Below are 15,780 nucleotides of genomic sequence, written 5' to 3'. Positions count from 1 at the left end.
GGGCGTCGGCACCGACGGGCCGTCATGTCCGTCTACCACCTCGGATATCGCATCTTATCCGAGGTGACTCAGGTCACAGAGAGGGAATCAAGATTCTTTGTCGGTCCGGGCCTTGCCCATGCCCAGAAGTAAGGGAACCTCCCCGTAACCGGCAAGGAGCCATCATGACTACCGCAACCCAGCGCTGCATCCCCAGCCCCTTCCTCAAGGTGACGACCATTGCCTCCCGAAGGGACGAATGGGCCATGCCTGACCGCGCCGCGCACTGCGGCGACGGGTCCGTGCATCGGTCAGGCTGGGCTCCGCTCGACGCCTTGCTCCAAAGCTTCCTGCTTGGTCTCGCCGAGACGTTCTTGAGCTGGTCAGTCGAGGGGATCACAGTCCGGTGGGACCGGGGCTCTACACACTTTGAGACGGAGCTCTGGGATTCGGGAGGTGGCACCGCGCTCCAGGTCAGTTTCAGCCCGACGACGCTGGACATGCCAGCTCGCGCTGCTCTGCTGTCGGTCCTCGCGGCCCGTAACGCCGCGATCGAAGGCGACCACGTGACCGTCGACACCTTCGCCCGCGACATCCTCGGCATCGCCCGGCCCGAGCTGTGCCGCGACGGAGTGATCGCAGCTCTGCTCGGCGACTGGGTGCACCACCTTGGCAGCTATCTGACCGATCCCGAACTGCTCCGGATTCTGCACGAATACACCGCAGCCGAGCGCCGACGATGGCAACCGCTCTGGGAACGGAGAACCGGCGGCGGCCGGGTAATGCTGACCGGCGTCACCATCGCCGACGGCATCACCCTCGATGACGTCCTCCCGGACCACCGCACGACCGAGGACCTGGCACTGCAGCACCAAGTCGACGATGCGCAGGTCCGTACGGTACTGCGGGGCCTCACCCCCGACGAGGCCGCCGTTGCCGCTCGATGGGCGCAGGGCGCCGGCACATGGGCCGAATCCGCCCTCAGCGCCGACCTGCCCGCGGCACACGGCGAGCGGGTACGCCGCAAGCTCCACCGCCTCGGCGCCCGCCAGACCCAGCGCGCGGCGGCGGTGGCCCGGTGAGCGAAATCCTGTACGCCGCCGTGCCCGAGTTCCTCGGCGGCCTCACCACGGCCCTCGTTCTCCTCGCCGGCGGAGCCGCGCTGCGCGCACTCCGCTCCAGGTCGAAGCCCTAAAGCCTCACCAGAAGCGAACGAGGTTCAGGCCGCCGCCAACGCGCTTCCATCTGCCCATGAACCGATCGGTTCTTGGGCGCAGCTCGGGGTTCCGACCCACCGATCACTCCCAGCATCGCGGACTGGCCCAGTTCCAAACGGTGGGCCGTGACCGCAAGCTCATCGCCGAGCTGTTGCCACTTGTTTGGGGCCAGCTTGGCTAGGGACTTGGGCTGGGGCATGCCGAGGCGGCAGCCGCTAACGTCGCAGCTGCCGCCTTTGGGCAGGCCCCGCTGTTCGCTGGTGCCTGACCGGCTCAGTCCTGGGTCTTCATCGTCGTCTGCACATGCACGAGCAGACGAGCAGCCCCTCTCCCAGCCCCGAGTGCATAGAGTTCAGGCGAAGAGATTTGGACTGCGCAGGGCAGGCCACATAGAGCCCCGTCAGGACATGGGCCGGGTGCTTGCATCCGATAGCACGCGATCAATGCTGCAGCGGTGGCTGCGACCATCCCCGCAGGCCGCACGCTCGTCCTCTTACACCGACCGATAGTGATGTCCGGTCGAGAGGACTCCTCCGCTGCTGCAGTGTCCCGTTGAGCAGACCGAATACCGGCGTATGTACATCGCTACGCAGTTACCGCGGTGAAGCCGTCTCGCGATTGGGCGTCTCCAGCAGCAGCGAACGCCACTTGCGTGTGGAGCGGCCACTGGCGCGCTTCACGGAGGCTCCTCCCCGAACCCCCTGAGCAAGCTGGACGCATCAGACCAACCACAGCTGCCGAACCGACTTCTTGTCTGGCGACTTGAGCAGCACTTCACTGCCCGTAGAAGTCTCCCGCTCCACCAGCTCCAGCAACGCGACTGCGCGACGGACGGTCTCCGTGATGGAGATGCCCTTCTGCTCCTTGTACCAGCGCAGCTTTGCGGCGGTCTCTTCGTTGATGTTGACGCTTAGCCGAGTGACGTGCGGTTCAGCCGCAGGCGCCCTTGTAGGTGCGTCGGTGGTGTTCTCAGGCATGCCAAGGCTCCCAGTTCGAAGATGTCGCGAAAGTGTCGCGGCCCCGGACGCGGAAAGGTCCGGGATTACGCCTGCCGGCGGCTATGCCGGAGGGTCCCGAACGGCTTTATGTCCAAGGCGGCAGATGTCGCACTGCTGAGCGAAGCAACTATCTGGCTTCCTTCAGCGGATCCCCCCAGTGCGGGTGCGACACGCGCGAACCACCAGCTAGATGGTGTTCTCAGAGGACCGATAAGTACCTCATCAAGGATCTCCATTCAGTCCGGCCGGAGGAACGCGGATAGCGACATGGTGCTCTTACCCGCACCCAATGTCAAGTAAACGCGCACCAGATGCGTACCGGATACACTACCTATGTGTACTCAGTGTGGATGAGATCAACACCAGATGTTGAAAATGATCACATCTGGTGTGGTACGCTCCCCCCCAAGCGCCAGCTTGGGGGCGACTGTCCTGCCAGCTCTGCGCCGCCTACGGCGACCTTCTGAGGGGATCCACCAAAATGGACGACCAGGTTTCGGCCTGTGGAGACGAGCCTCGACGCCGCCTGCCTGCCGTACTGATCTGTGAGTGCAACAAGCTCTTCCTGACGCCCTTCCGTGAGTGGCACAACGAACGGGCTGTCGGGTTGGTGCCCGAACCCAGCGCCGCGCGACGGGAATTGACGGGCGCCAAGCGCGTTGCTCTGATATCCCCTGACGACTTCCGAGAGGACTTCGCGCCGCAGCACACCAAGACCTGTGGCTGGGGTCGTCGTAGGAACCTTTACATCCTGCTACCGAGCCCACGGGGGTGCGATCACTGATGACCGGTGTTTCACCGCAAACGCCCCGGTCGCCCTACGGCGACCGGGGGATCGAGGAGGACGAGATCCCCTCGACCGGCAATACCTACAAGATCGGTCCGCCGATTGCGATATCCCCTCCCGAAATCCCTCGGCAGGGGAGGGCTGGAGAGTGAGCGAAAGCGGCTCCGGGACCGATGAGGAGTTCGTCGAGAACGAGCCGGCCAACTCCTACGGCACCGAGTTCGCGTCTGTCGGTGAGCCGGGTATCAGCGAGGACCTCGCGCCCGAGCACAGCGAGACCGCGCGCCTCCTTGCCCCTCACAACATCCATGAAACTCGTCACAGGCTGGCGATGGGCATGCTGGGGCTGGTCGCGCTGCTGGCCGTCCTTCCCGTGCTAGCCCTCATTGCAGGTCGCTGGACGAAATTTGACGACGAGTCGTTCCGAGAGCTCAGCCTGGTGTTCACCCCGGTCGTGGCTCTTGCCAGCGCCGCCTTCGGATTCTTCTTCGCCAGCGACGACAGAAACCGCCCCTGACGCTCCGGCACTGATCTCCAGCGAGCGCACCACAGTGCAGATGCTGGGACTGCCCACGTGCACCAGCCTGTCGCGACAACCTCTGCGACACCTGGGCACGTAGGCCCGCCGGCCGACGTTCGAAGCGCCCTCTCGCGGTAGCGCGAACTTCGCCCAGTGGGTGGCTGGTGTTCTGGACGTCGAGGATCGGAAGACGCCCACAAGGGCTGAGGCTGCCGCAGGCCAGAATGCAAAAGGACCCTGATCGCCCTCCGGATAGAGAGGGAGCAGGGCTTCCGCGTTTCCCGGTGCGATGGTTCGAACCGAGCCTCTACCTGCGTCATACATGGTCGTCATCGTGCTTTCGGCGGCGAGCCTGGGCGTCGGACACGAAGCGCCCCGCTCCGGGGTGCCGGCTATTCCATCGTTCTGCGCAGACCTTATGGACGGCCTCGCCTGCATGGGAGCGCAGCGGGGTGGGTTTGCGGCAGAGGGTGCAGGGGGGGGGTCGCGGCGGAACTGCAGGCCGGCGCGCCAATCAAGGAGCACTGGTTTCCCAGTCACGGCCGAGGGGTAGTGCGTACCGCGGTGCCGGGGCGGCCGACGCGGCGGCCGTTGACGGTGGGTTCCTGGGCATGGCCAGGGCGGGCCTGGATGATGACGCCGCCGTGTTTCCCCTCGTACATCGCCGCGTCGGCTGCCCTCATCAGGGTGGGCAGGTCGTGCACGGCAAGGTCGTCGGGGTTGGCCGCTCCGAGCGAGACCCTCAGGGGCAGCAGTCCGTCCTCATAGGGGACGGGGCGGGCCATGAGGCGACTGAGGTGTGCCAGGCGCAGCGTGTAGTGCCGGGGTTCGATGGGGGCGAGGGTGGCGAACTCGTCGCCTCCGAGGCGGCCTGTGACCCCGCGAGGGCCGGCCCACTCGGTCAGGCGGGCACCGATCGCGGCGAGGGCAGTGTCGCCGGCGGCATGACCGTAGGTGTCGTTGAGCTGTTTGAAGTGATCGGCGTCCGCGAGGATCAGCACTGTCTGTTCGAGGCTGCGCTCGAGGAGGCGCTGGGCCCGCTCGGTGAATGCCTCGCGGCGCCAGGTGCCGGTGAGCGGGTCGCGCTGCGCCTCGACGAGGCGGCGGCGCAGGAGGGTGGTGTGCAGGGTCCATCCGGCCAACGGAACGGCCATGGCGGTGAGGTGGAGCGCTGTCCTTGGTAACGCGGTGGTGGTCATACTGGGGACTTCCTTCTCGTATTCAGGACGGGACGGAAACGCCCAGGACTGCCGGTGCTACGGCGGCCCTGGGCTTTGTGTGCAGGCGGTCGGGCGGCCAGGCCATGGTCGGCCGGGGGCGGGGTGTAGGTGTGCGGCAGCGGAGTTGGGCGACGGGGTCGCGTCCGCCGGGCCGTAAGCCGAGGGCGCGTAGTTGTCGGCGGGTGGCGAGTCCGTCGGGTGAGGCCTGCCAGTCGAAGGTCTCGATGGTTGCCGAGGGTGTGGCGTACGGGTCGACGTCGACAGAAGCCGTTCCTGGGCTGCTGCTCGTGCTCATGCTGCGTCCCGGGTAACGGGCCACCGGTTGCTGGCAGGCGGGTGAGGGGCAGCCGTGTACGGGCTGCCCGGTGTCTCGGTGGACGTCCAGTCCGCGGCTGGGGCGCCGGCAGACGGGGCAGTGATCGAGGTGGCCGAGGTCCTGGGTGTCGCGGCCCTGGGTGTGCATCCAGGTGACCGGCAGTGCCCCGGGAGTGTCGGGGGAGGCGGTGCGGACCTGCCACTCGGTGCGGGTGGGGTAGGCGACGAACTGCGCCCGGCTGCGGGCGAGGGCGTGCCCGTCGAGTGGGTGCAGGCGTTGGCCGCAGGTGTCGCGGTAGTAGGCGCTCGAGGCGGCCAGGACGTCTCGCACGGGTGGGTGGCCGATGACGAGCACGACGCCGTCCTCCCCCAGCTCGGTCACCTGCAGGCCCCGGTGGATGACAGGGATGTCGCTGCTGGACGGGGTGAACACCGCATCGTCCATGGGGTAGTCGGGTGCAGGGACTGTGGCCGATGCCCAGATCCCGATGCCGTTGATGGCGGTGTCGAGCCGGTAGACCGCGCCGTCGATGACCGGTTCGGTGTCCAGGGCGTGAGCCCATGCGGTGATGCCGGCGGTGTCGTGCTCACCGACGTGCAGGATCAGGCTGCGTCGGGCCTCATCCGGCCCGGGCCTCATGGTGATGGACGTCGCGAGTCCGTGGAGCGGCAGGCAGGGATGCTCCGTCAAGAGATGCCGCGCGACGTCGGACATCGCGACGCTCTCGGGAGATCCGTTCTCTTCCAGCTGGGCCAGCAGCTGGACTCGTTCCGGTATTGGCGTGCTGATCATCTGCAACTCCTGACGAAAAGGGCAGGCGAGCTCGGATTGCTGCTCGGGGGCGGAGCAGCTGTAGTCACTGGTTCCAGGGGGCGGGGACCCTGGCGGGGCGCAGCGGGTAGTGAGGGTCGGGGCGCTGCGGGCGGGGCCGGCCGATCCGGCGGCGCGGGCGGGTAGTGAGCACGGGTGATCTCCTCCAGCAGTTGGGCGGGCAGGGGCGGGCGCCCGCCGCCCCGGTGCGGGGTGGCGGGCGCAGGGGGGGTGGTGCTCAGCGCGCGGGGGCGGTGCTGTGCGGTCGTCCGGTGAGGGAGGCCGGGCTGGTGTGCGCGGGCCGGTCCGGGTCGGCGGGAGGCGCGGCGTTGCTGGTGTGTGAGCAGAGGTAGAAGCCGCCGATCAGCCCGAGGACCAGGAGGACCTGGTGCCGGTTGGCGGGGCGGACTCTGCGAGGACACCTATGACGCGGGGCGCTTTCGCCACAGCGAGGGCTCCTTGGGGTCGTCGCAGTCGTGCTGCGGGAGGGGGGCGGTGCTGAGGCCGGGCGGCCTGTGAGGAACCCGGCCGTCGTAAGGGCGGCCGGGTTCCAGGCAGGGCGACGAGTCGGGGGAGGCAGGGTCAGAGGCTGCGGGCGTCGGCGAGGCCGGCGGCCTGATCGAGCATCCGCATCGGGATGCGGCCGCTGGCGAAGCCGTCGTTGAAGGAGGGAACGGAGTCGACGTCGGCGAACTGGCGGCGGATAGCGTCCATGAGGACCTGAAGGCCGCGGGCTTCCAGGTTTCGGTCGCCGGCGGCTTCGGCGCGGATGGCGCCGTAGAGACAGCGGGCTCCGTCCTCACGGATCTGGGATCCGGCGCACCACCCGTCGGTGAGCAAGCGGTGATGCGCACGCTGTAGAAGGGCGGCCACCAGGGTCGGGTACAGGGTGGGCGGTGGCTGAAGGGTCGGGGTGAGCGGGACGGTGAGGACGTCGTCCAGGTCGACGGGTTCGGCGGGGATGTGCGCGGTGTTGACCTCGAAGGCGACGGCGGCCTCGTCCAGGGCCACTGTCATGGCCGCGTTGGTGAACACCAGGCGTTCCTCGAGGGACAAGGCAGCCGCTGGCGCGTGCACTGTGGTCTGGACGGAGTGGGCTGTGACGGCCGTGGGGTTGGGCATCGGGGCTCCAGTCAGGGCAAGGCAACAGGCGCCGCCCGGGAAAGGGGATGCCGGGGGCGCCCGTTGGGCAGGGAGGTGAGGTGCGTTGCGTGGCAACTGGTGCCTTGGCTGCGTTGTTGCCGTCTGGCGTACGGGGCGGGCAGCCTTACTCAGACAGGGGGAGGCCAGGGATGAATTTCGTGTTCGTGTGTGGCTGGTGCGACGAGGAGTGTGTGGTGTTCTGCCCGCGCACGGGGTTCTGGGGAAACCGGTTCGAGGATCCCGAGGAGTTCGATTGCTGGAGCTGCGGGGGGACGAGCACGACTCCCTACAGCCCGTGGACGCCCGCCGACTGACCACCCCGTCACCGTGGAGGCCGGCCCTGCCCGGGCAGAGGCAGTTCCCACGGTGGGAGGAAGTCAGGCGTTGTTGAGGCTCTTGATGGCCTCCAGCGCCTGGCGGGGCGAGGTCAGCTGGGGCTCGCGCCTGCTGGCGGATGTGGTGCGGCGGGTGCCGCCCCTGCCCTTGCTGCCTGAGCTGCGTCGGCGGGAGCCGGCATCCTCGTCGCTGTCGTCTTCCTTGGGTTCGGGTTCGGGCCAGAACTCGCCGGGCCTCACGGGTTCGTTCCAGTCGAACCACAGGCCGCGCTTCTCCAGCTCAGTGATCTCGTGGTCGGTGAGCCGGTTGACCTCATCGGGGAACAGGTCAACGAGATCGGTGTCGAAGTCCGCATACAGCGACCGCATGAGAACTGCCCGGCCGTTGTCCAGGACCATGACGGCCACCCCGCCGGTGCTCACTCCGTTGTCCGGGTCGGCCTCGCCCTTCATGGCCCGGTCGATCGCGGAGCCTTCGTTGCGGGAGTAGCGGGCCGGGATGGTCGGCACGTCGTAGGCGTTCTCCATCGTGCCCTCCGCCGCCTTGCGGGTGGCGCCGGGCGAGCCCATGTTGAAGATGGTCGGCCGGCTGTTCTGGCGGAGGTTGTCCTTCATCTCGGTGGAGAACCCGTTGTGCGCGAACGGGGACTGCCCAGCCGGGTTGAAGCCGATGCCGTACTTCAGGCCGGTGACCGTGAGGTCGTCTCCGTCCTTCTGGATGAACTCGCCGAAGTCCCCGTCCTGCGCCGCGGTCATGAACTCGTCCGCGAAGACGTTCAGCTGCTTGTAGGGGCAGCGGGAGTCGCCCGGCTTGTAGTCGTGCGCCTCGCCGTCGTACGCCCAGGGCATGTCTGCGCGGATCTCGCACAGGGCCTTCGCCGCGCGCAGGGAGCGGGCCATCCACAGCGCGTTGGAGCCCTGCCGGTCGATGTGCCGGCCGAGCACGGTGGTCTTCTCGTCCTTGCGGACGGTGGAGAGCCACACGACCTGGCCGGCCAGCGACATCGCGGCCATGTCGATCGCGAAGAACTGTGTCTTCCCGGACCGGGACACGCCGAGGATCAGCCCGTGCCGGGCGGCGTTCTTGTCGTGCTGGAACACCATGTTCTTCACCGGCTGGCCGGTGATGGTGTACCCGCACACGTACATGCCCTTGGCGTCCGGGGTGAGCAGCTCCCGGGTGGCGGGGAAGATCGCGGACAGCGGGGGCTTGTCGAAGGCGCTGATGAGGAACTCGGTGCCGTCGATGAGGACGAAGACGCAGGAGTCGTCCTCGGGCAGGCCCAGGCCGCGGCAGACCTTGGCCAGGTCGATACGCGGGGTCTCGGTGGCGTCGGCCATCTTCGCCCGGTAGAAGGTGACCTGGCGTACGTCGTCGCGGGTGCGGTGGACCAGCTCGGATCCGGGGGCGCCGCCCTTGGGGGAGCCGACCTTGTCCGTCCAGCGTTCCTGGGGTGTGGGCTTGGTGCGGCGGCGCTGGTTGGCGTCGGGGGTGATGCGGGCCTCCAGCCAGCCCGGCCCGCCCTGCCGGCCGGGCTGGACCGCGACGTCCGCGAGGACGACGTCGCCGGCGTGCACGCCGAACGGGGCGGCGACGGCGGCCTCGGACAGGCCGGTGATCGGGCGGCCGGTCTCCGAGGCACGCAGCAAGATCGTCATGTCGTGCTGCATGCCGGGGTGGCGGGTCGCCTTGACGATGTGGGTGCGGGCGGGCATCCCCGCGCGTTCCCACAGCACCCGCGCGTCGCGGGTCAGCAGGTCGGCGCCGTCGTCCACCACTGCCGCGGGCGGCTCGGCTTCGGCGAGCACGGGCACCTGCTGCAGGGTGGCGAGGGCGGGGCGGTGGCGTCGGCGTGCGTGCCGGGCGAAGGGCATCACCAGGTAGCCGGCGGCCGCCCAGGTCGCGGCGAGCAGTCCGTCCAGTCCGTAGGGGCCCCATCCGGTGGTGTGCCCGGCGGCGGTGTCGATGGCGGCGGCCAGGACCAGCGGGGACCAGCGCAGGATCTTGCGTCCGGCGCCGGCTTCCTCGCCCTTGGCTGCCAGGATCCAGCCGCCGATCCCGGCGGCTCCGGCCAGCTGCACGATCTGGTTGACGGGGCTGTCGGGGTAGAGGTTCGGGGCCACGGCCAGCACGGGCGCGGCGAGGGTGTAGGCGAGGCGTTCGAGCACGACACTGCGCGGCGTGGGCACCGTGGGCTCCTTCTGGGATGAGGACGGGCGGCCCCGCAGGGTCTGCGGGGCCGCCCGTGGCGGGGGTGGGTGGGGGAGGGGTGGGTCAGCGGTCGAAGAAGCCCGGCCGGGGGGTCTTCTCGTGCCGGTTGGAGCGGATGTCGTCCAGCGCCCCGTAGAGCGTGGAATGGGCGCGCTGGGTCTCGTGGGTGAGGTCGGCGGTCTCCTGCGCGGTGTCACACAGCCGCCTGACCTCCACGGCGGCGCCGCCCAGGGCGACGGAGACCAGGTTGGTCACCTCCACGAACGTGCCGTCCAGGCCGGCGTTCTCGATGTCGCGGGCGACGTTCTCGGTGCGGGTGGCGTTGGTCTGCATGCTGCGCCGCAGCGACTCGAGTTCGAGGGCCGCGTCGTCCATGGCCTTGCCGAGCTTGTGCAGTTTGTTCTGCACGGCCGTGTAGCGGTTGTCGTCATCGGCCGGTGCGGGCGCGGCCCCGGCGGGGCGGGGTACGAGATCGCTCATCAGGGCAGGTCCTCTTTCCTGGTTCTAGTCGTGGTGGGCGGCGGCCGACGCGTGTTTCAGGCCCGCGTCCTCCTTGGCGTTCATGTCCTGGCCGTAGACGCGGGCGACCTGGGTGGCCGCGAGCAGTGCGGCTTCCTTGGCGATGCCGCACTGCTCCGCGCAACGCTTGGCCTGCTCCTTCATCCGGGCCGCGGAGTCGGCGAGGTCGGCGATCAGGTCGGTGACGGCGGTGGAGATGTTGTGGTCGCCGACCAGGTCGGCGGCCATGTCCCGCAGGGCGTCGGCGACCTTGCCGAGCGCCTCCATCAGCGCTTCGGCGCGCTCCTGGTCGGAGGCGGCCTTGATGGCGATGCTCGCCATCTCCATCAAGAACTCGTCGAACGTGATGTCCGTGCGGTGCTGGGCGGCCAAGTTCCCCTGACCGGGCTTGCTGACCGATGCGCTGCTCACGCTGCTCCCTTCCGTGTCTGTGCTGGTGGGTCGGCTGGTGCCGGGCCGTGCGGTGTGCGGCTCCGGGGCGGGCGGCAGGCCCTTGACGCCGGTCGTCGCGGCCGCGGGGGCGTCGGGGACGGTGTCCGCGTCGACGATGTCGTCCTCGACGCCGGCGGCGGGCTGCGGCGGGCGGTTGGGGTGGTCGGGCCACTCGACCGTCGGGGTGGGCGGCGGCCCGAACCGGCCCTTTGACGACCGGCCCGACTGCCCGGCCCGACCGGCACCCGCCGGCCGGTCAGCACGACCGGCACCTGAGGCGCGGCCCGTTCGGCGGGTGCGACTCCGTCGTCCGGACGCGCCCGAACCGCCGGCGCGACGGAACCGCCGACGCTTCCTCGCGTCGCCGGACGCCCCGTCAGCGGCCTTGTTGTCCTTGCCGGACTCACCGGCCGCCTTGTTGTCCTTGTCGGCGCTGGAGGCCTCCTCCTGGGCCGGCTTGGCGGTCTTTCCGCCCTTGCCGTCGGCGCCCTTGCCCTTGCCGTGCTTGTCCTTGGTCAGGCCCACCTTCTCGGCGGGGGCCTTGTCGGCCGTCGCGCCGGCACGGCGCTTGTCCCAGCGGCGCTGGGCTCCCTCGCCGACGGCCTGGCCCAAAGTGGTACGGCCCGCATCGGGCGACGCCGCGGCTTCCCGCTTCGCCCGCCTCGCCGCGTTCCGCTCCGCCTTCCTCGCCCGGCGCTCCTTCCGGTCGTTCTGCCGGTTGCTGCGGGCCTGGTCGCGATCCTTGGTCCGGTCGGCGACACCGGCACTGTGCCCGGCGCTGCGCCGCTCCTGACGTCCGGCCTGGCGGGTCCCGGCGCGCTCGGCACGGCCACGGGCCCGCTCCGCGCGGGCGTTGGACGCCGGGCTGTGTTGCTGCGCCCGGCCGCCGTCGCCCTTCGAACCGCCGCCCTTGCCGGAACCGCCTGAGCCACTGTGGGAGCCCTTCGAGTCCCCACCCGGTCCAGGGCGCCCGGGACCAGTTGAACGGTTGGCAGAGGAGCGGTCAGAGGCCTTTCTGCCGCCACCCGCCCCGGCCCCCGAACGCCCGGCGGTACCGACGGGGTTGGAGCCGCGCGACACGGGCCCCTTCGAACCAGGCCCCGAGCTGTTGCGGGATCCGCCGCCGGCCTTCGAGCGGCCCTTGTCGGCGCCCAGCCCAGCGCTGGAGGACTTCGTGCGGTCGGCGTCCGCCTTTCCGCGGGCCGCCGCCCTGTCGCCCTTCGCTTTCATCATCGCGGCGTGGAGCTTTCCGTTCTGCTCCATCATCGCGACGTCCTGCGCGGTGCGACCTGCCAGGAGCGCGGCCTTCCGTGCTATTTCAGCCTCACGGAAAGGAGCTTCGCTTTCGTGGTTGTACCGCGCCATTTCCAGCCGGAGTTCCAGCCAGTCACCGAGACGATCGGCGAGAGAGCGCGACTGGTCGTATTCGCCCTCCTCGTATTCGTCGTCATCTTCACCGGTTTCCGACGGGGTGATCCCTTCGGAACGCAGTGCGTTTGTCGGGTTCGGAGCTGCCGGAATCGCTGGGAGTTCCATCGTGGTCTCTTCCGGGGACTCCGGGGGAGCCTCCGGAATGTCTTCCGGCGGTGGAATGGTGTCGATGAAATCCGGGATCGGCGGCAGCGGGTATGTGGAATCGCCGTTCCAGGGACCGTGGACCAGCGTTCCGCCGCCGGTGTCGTCGGGCTCGTCGGACACGGCGCACCTCCCTTCAAGGGGGTTGACAGACAGGGGGTCTCGCGTGCACACGTGCACGTGCACGTGTGCACGCTTTACGCGCGCGAGGCCCCGCCGGAGTCCGGCGGGGCCTTCGTGGGTGCTGCTCAGGTCCGCGGGCCGTGCTGCTTCAGGACGGTGTCCGCGTACTGCATGAGGTGGTCGAACAGTCGCGGGTCGCCCGCCTGCCGCTTCTCCAGTACGAGCTTGAAGAGGCGGCACATCAGCGTGAACGCGGTAATGACATCGCCGCGACCGGCTTTGGCTTCCTTGGTGATTGCGGACCGAGTAACGCGGAGCCAGAATTCCATCCGGCCGACTTCACCGCGACTTTCGATCGCCTTGCGTTCTTCTTCCCGCAGCCAGCCGTTCCGCCCGTGAATGGAGCGTTCGGTACTGCTGAGGGGGCGCGTCACGCCGACTCCCTGTTGCCCAGGTCGTAAAGCGACGTAGGTCCACCGTAGCCGGAATTCTGGCCCTGTCCACCCTGCTGCAGTGGATTCTGCGGAGCGGCCTGGAGCGGCAGGGCTTTCTTTCGCTTCTTTTCCAGTTCCTTTTCCTTCCTCTTATCGGCCGTATTCGAGACCGTCTCGTCGTGGGCGCGGCGCTTGAATGCGCTCTTCTCCAGGCCCTTGGTGACGTCTTCCACGCTCTTCAGCACGCCCTGGAGGGCGCGCTCGACGGGCAGTGCGCGCAGTCGGGCGTGGTAGAACCGGTCGCCGTCCACGCTGGTGTTGCGGCAGTGGATGCGGGTCTCCAGGGCGAGGGTCTCCAGGTTCCTGCCGATGTCCAGCAGGACCCGCTGAACGTCGGCCAGGTAACGGGCGGTCGCCTCCGGGCTCTGCGCCACATCGCGCAGGGGCGCGTGATTCGGGTCATGGCTGTTCACGGTGGGTTTCCTCCTGCTGTACTTGGGGCGCTGTCGGCTGCTTCCGGCAGTCGCAGCGAGGGCCAGCCCATTACTGGTGGGCTGGCCCTCACTGGTGTGTGCCGGACGATGGGGTCAGGGGCGGTAGCCGCCGGCGAGCAGGGCGACGGCTTCCTGTCGGTACTTCGAGGCGGTGTCCGTGGACGACACGTCGAACTCGCGCTGGACGTCGGCGATGGAGATTCGCTCGCACAGTTCGTGCGCCAGGTCCTCGTGCGCCAGGCCCTCGGGCTCCAGACCGGCCGCCAGCGCCAGGCGGGCGACCCTGCGGACTGCGCGCTGCCTCGAGGTCAGCTTCGCCTCGTCCTCGATTTCGACCGCGCGCCGCTCGGCTTCGGCAGCGGCCTGCCGGATTTCGGCAGCGGCCCGCCCGGCTTCGGCGGCGTCCTTCTGGGCGTGCGCGATGTGGGCGAGAGCGTCGGCGTGGCGGCGCTCCTCCTCCGCCTTCCCGCGGTCGGCTTCGGCGGCGGCGTGGCGGGCTTCGGCAGCGGCCCGCTCCGTTTCGGCAGTGGCCCGGTCCGCTTCGGCGGCGGCGCGGCGGGCTTCGGCGATGGCCTGGGTCTCAACGGCCTGAGCCTCTGCCGCGGCGACTCGGTCGGCCTCCGCCGCTTCCTTCCGCTTCTCGGCCGCCTGAGCCTCCAGTCCGGCCGCGCGCAGGTCCGCCTGCGCCTGCGCCTCGCGCTCCTGCGCTTCTTTGTGTGCCGCCTGCGCCTCGCGGGTGCGGGCCTCAGCGATCACCGCGTTCTGCAAGGCCTCCTTTTCCAGTGTGGCAACCCGCTCTGCGGCGCTTACCTGGGCTTTGGCGTGTGCGCGGGCCTGGCCGGTCTGGCCGTCGACCTCCGCACGGACCGTCTCTGTCTGGCCCTTGGCGCGCAGCCGGTCGGCCTCGGCCTTGGCCTTGGCGACCTCGCTGCGGGTCTCGGCGTCCAGACGCTCACGTTCAGCGTCCTCGGCCCGCTTCTGAGCAGCCCGTTCCTGTTCGCCGGGCAGGGCCAGGGCCTGGGCGACGGTGTAGCCGTACGGGGCCATGGTCATCGGCAGCAGTTCGTCCTCGTCGGCCGTGGCCAGGTCACCCTTGTACTTGCGCTTGAGCCACTGCTCGTAGGCGATGAGGTCCTGGTCGCGGCGGATCATCTCCGGGTAGGAGGTGACGCTCCACAGCCGCATCCGGCGGAAGATCCGGGCCGTCGCCACGGGTGCCAACGTCCACCGCATCCACGGAATCGAGTCCCGTTCGTCCTGGTCGGGGCGGACGATGCGGTCGATCGAGGTACGGCCCAGCTCCACCACCGTGATGAACAGGATCGGGACGACGCCGTGAGCGCCGGCAGCCACGTAGTCCAGCAGCTTCCAGGCCCCTTGTGGGGCGCCGGACGCGGCGTTGAGAACGACCGTCGCACTGGTCAGCAGCCATACCGGGTAGCGGATCCAGCTGATGGGACGCTTGAGCCAGGCCATCAGCAGATCGACGGCGATCATGACCATGATGCCGACGTCGACTCCGACGGCGAACAGCTGGCCTTTGCCGAGCGAATCGAAGCGCAACTCCTTGAACGCGAAGACCGCGACGTGCTCGAACGACAGGTACAGGCCGATCCCTGCGAGCACGAGCGCGGCGGTCACGATCGCACCGGCCGCCCACTTCTGGGTGCCGGTCAGCCTCCCCGCAGAAGGCTTCGTTCCCCTTCCGCTTGCCGTCTCCGAAACGGACTCAGCCGCGCCCGAAACGGTGCCGGGCGTCAGCGAAACCGGCTCGGGCGTATCCGAAACGGCGGCCGGTGAGACCGAGCCGGGGTCAGGTTCAGCCGCAGTGCGCGGCCAGTCGGTGATCGTCATGTGAGGCCTCCAGTCGGGTCGTTCAGGGCGTGTCCGAAACGGCAGCGGCTGCTCCCGAAACGCGGTGGCGCGTTCCCGAAGCGACGGCCGGTTCGGGCTGTCCGGCTCCCCGTCACCGCGAAGCACTCCCCGCTGTGGTGCTGGCGGGGAGTGCTTCGCGGATCAGGCAGCCTGCAGACCGTGGTCACCAGCCGTTCAGGTGCGCCTCGAAGGCCGGCCAGCCCATCCGGGCGGCGGCGGCGAGCTCGCGGGTGTCGCGGGCGCCGCGCCGCCAGATGTTGGCGGCCGTGTCGTGGCCGTCGGCGGCCAGCCTGTCGGCGACGGCCTGCTGCCGGACCGCGGAGCGCTGATGGTCGGCGGCGATCGCCACCATCTCCGCGTGGGTGTAGGGGAGTGCGTCCGGCGGGGCGATCTCCCCGATGACGAGGTAGCTGTCGATGTCGGCGGGCGTCCAGGTGGCCGGATCGCCGTGGTCTTCGCGGTACTGGGCGAGGGTGAGCATCATCGGTCTCCGTTCGCGGTGTGGCGGCGGTTCAGGTAGGCGTCCTGCAGGCGCTCGAACCGCTCAGTGAGCGTGGCGCCTGCCGTGCAGGGAGCGCCGGGCTGGCAGGTGGTGCAGTCTGCTCGGTGAGCACGCCAGGCTTCGGCGGCGTGCATGTAGCGGGCGTGCAGGTCATCAGCCATCGGGGGTGGTGCCTCTCGTGGTGCGGGGGTGGGTGTTGGCGACGGGATGGCCCGCGTCCCACGCCCTGGCGGCCGCCGTTGCCGCGGCCACGAGCAGGGCGAGGGTGAGCGGGTGGGCCAGCCCGTGC

14 protein-coding genes are annotated in these 15,780 nt (G+C 69.3%); 2 read left to right on the top strand and 12 right to left on the bottom strand.

Translation table 11 applies throughout. The annotated features are described in order from the left end of the window. Positions 1-164 precede the first annotated feature (164 nt). The gene (locus OG521_39805) at positions 165-1,061 is read left to right on the top strand and encodes a hypothetical protein (protein ID WUW26997.1); all 897 of its coding nucleotides are present in this window, start codon (positions 165-167) and stop codon (positions 1,059-1,061) included. Positions 1,062-1,915: 854 nt separating this feature from the next. On the opposite strand, the gene OG521_39800 is transcribed toward OG521_39805, so the two are convergent. Beyond that, a complete protein-coding gene (locus tag OG521_39800) occupies positions 1,916-2,173 on the bottom strand; it encodes a hypothetical protein (GenBank protein ID WUW26996.1) in 258 nt (85 codons plus the stop codon). Positions 2,174-3,129: 956 nt separating this feature from the next. Here OG521_39800 and OG521_39795 point away from each other — a divergent pair. Beyond that, on the top strand, positions 3,130-3,498 hold the full coding sequence (locus OG521_39795) for a hypothetical protein (GenBank protein WUW26995.1): 369 nt from the start codon (positions 3,130-3,132) through the stop codon (positions 3,496-3,498). Positions 3,499-3,817: 319 nt separating this feature from the next. On the opposite strand, the gene OG521_39790 is transcribed toward OG521_39795, so the two are convergent. The 11 genes from OG521_39790 to OG521_39740 all read right to left on the bottom strand — a co-directional run bounded on the left by OG521_39790 (position 3,818) and on the right by OG521_39740 (position 15,473). Further along, entirely contained in the window at positions 3,818-4,015 is a 198-nt protein-coding gene (locus OG521_39790) for a hypothetical protein (protein WUW26994.1), read from the bottom strand. Between the two features lie 22 nt (positions 4,016-4,037). Beyond that, complete coding sequence (locus OG521_39785; GenBank protein WUW26993.1) at positions 4,038-4,700, bottom strand: GGDEF domain-containing protein; 663 nt, start codon at positions 4,698-4,700, stop codon at positions 4,038-4,040. A gap of 22 nt (positions 4,701-4,722) precedes the next feature. Beyond that, positions 4,723-5,829: a hypothetical protein gene (locus tag OG521_39780; GenBank protein ID WUW27014.1), complete on the bottom strand. Its 1,107-nt coding sequence runs from the start codon at positions 5,827-5,829 to the stop codon at positions 4,723-4,725. Between the two features lie 600 nt (positions 5,830-6,429). Beyond that, positions 6,430-6,882, bottom strand: coding sequence for a hypothetical protein (locus tag OG521_39775; GenBank protein WUW26992.1), 453 nt, complete (start codon positions 6,880-6,882; stop codon positions 6,430-6,432). Between the two features lie 485 nt (positions 6,883-7,367). Continuing rightward, positions 7,368-9,515: a chromosome segregation protein ParM gene (locus tag OG521_39770; protein WUW26991.1), complete on the bottom strand. Its 2,148-nt coding sequence runs from the start codon at positions 9,513-9,515 to the stop codon at positions 7,368-7,370. Between the two features lie 85 nt (positions 9,516-9,600). After that, the gene (locus tag OG521_39765) at positions 9,601-10,017 is read right to left on the bottom strand and encodes a conjugal transfer protein TraB (protein WUW26990.1); all 417 of its coding nucleotides are present in this window, start codon (positions 10,015-10,017) and stop codon (positions 9,601-9,603) included. Positions 10,018-10,041: 24 nt separating this feature from the next. Next, positions 10,042-11,754 (bottom strand): ATP/GTP-binding protein, encoded by a 1,713-nt coding sequence (locus OG521_39760; protein ID WUW26989.1) that lies wholly within the window; start codon positions 11,752-11,754, stop codon positions 10,042-10,044. Between the two features lie 557 nt (positions 11,755-12,311). Then, positions 12,312-12,620 carry a hypothetical protein gene (locus OG521_39755; GenBank protein WUW26988.1) on the bottom strand — a complete coding sequence of 103 codons (309 nt, stop codon included), beginning with the start codon at positions 12,618-12,620 and terminating at the stop codon, positions 12,312-12,314. Beyond that, a complete protein-coding gene (locus OG521_39750) occupies positions 12,617-13,093 on the bottom strand; it encodes a hypothetical protein (GenBank protein ID WUW26987.1) in 477 nt (158 codons plus the stop codon). Before OG521_39750 ends, OG521_39755 begins: the two co-directional genes overlap by 4 nt. A 114-nt stretch (positions 13,094-13,207) precedes the next feature. Continuing rightward, a complete protein-coding gene (locus OG521_39745) occupies positions 13,208-14,968 on the bottom strand; it encodes a DUF2637 domain-containing protein (protein WUW26986.1) in 1,761 nt (586 codons plus the stop codon). Between the two features lie 184 nt (positions 14,969-15,152). After that, positions 15,153-15,473 carry a hypothetical protein gene (locus tag OG521_39740; GenBank protein ID WUW26985.1) on the bottom strand — a complete coding sequence of 107 codons (321 nt, stop codon included), beginning with the start codon at positions 15,471-15,473 and terminating at the stop codon, positions 15,153-15,155. Positions 15,474-15,780: the final 307 nt, after the last annotated feature.

The organism is Streptomyces sp. NBC_01463, from assembly GCA_036227345.1.
GTDB lineage: Bacteria > Actinomycetota > Actinomycetes > Streptomycetales > Streptomycetaceae > Streptomyces.
This window is presented reverse-complemented; position numbering and strand designations above follow the sequence as displayed.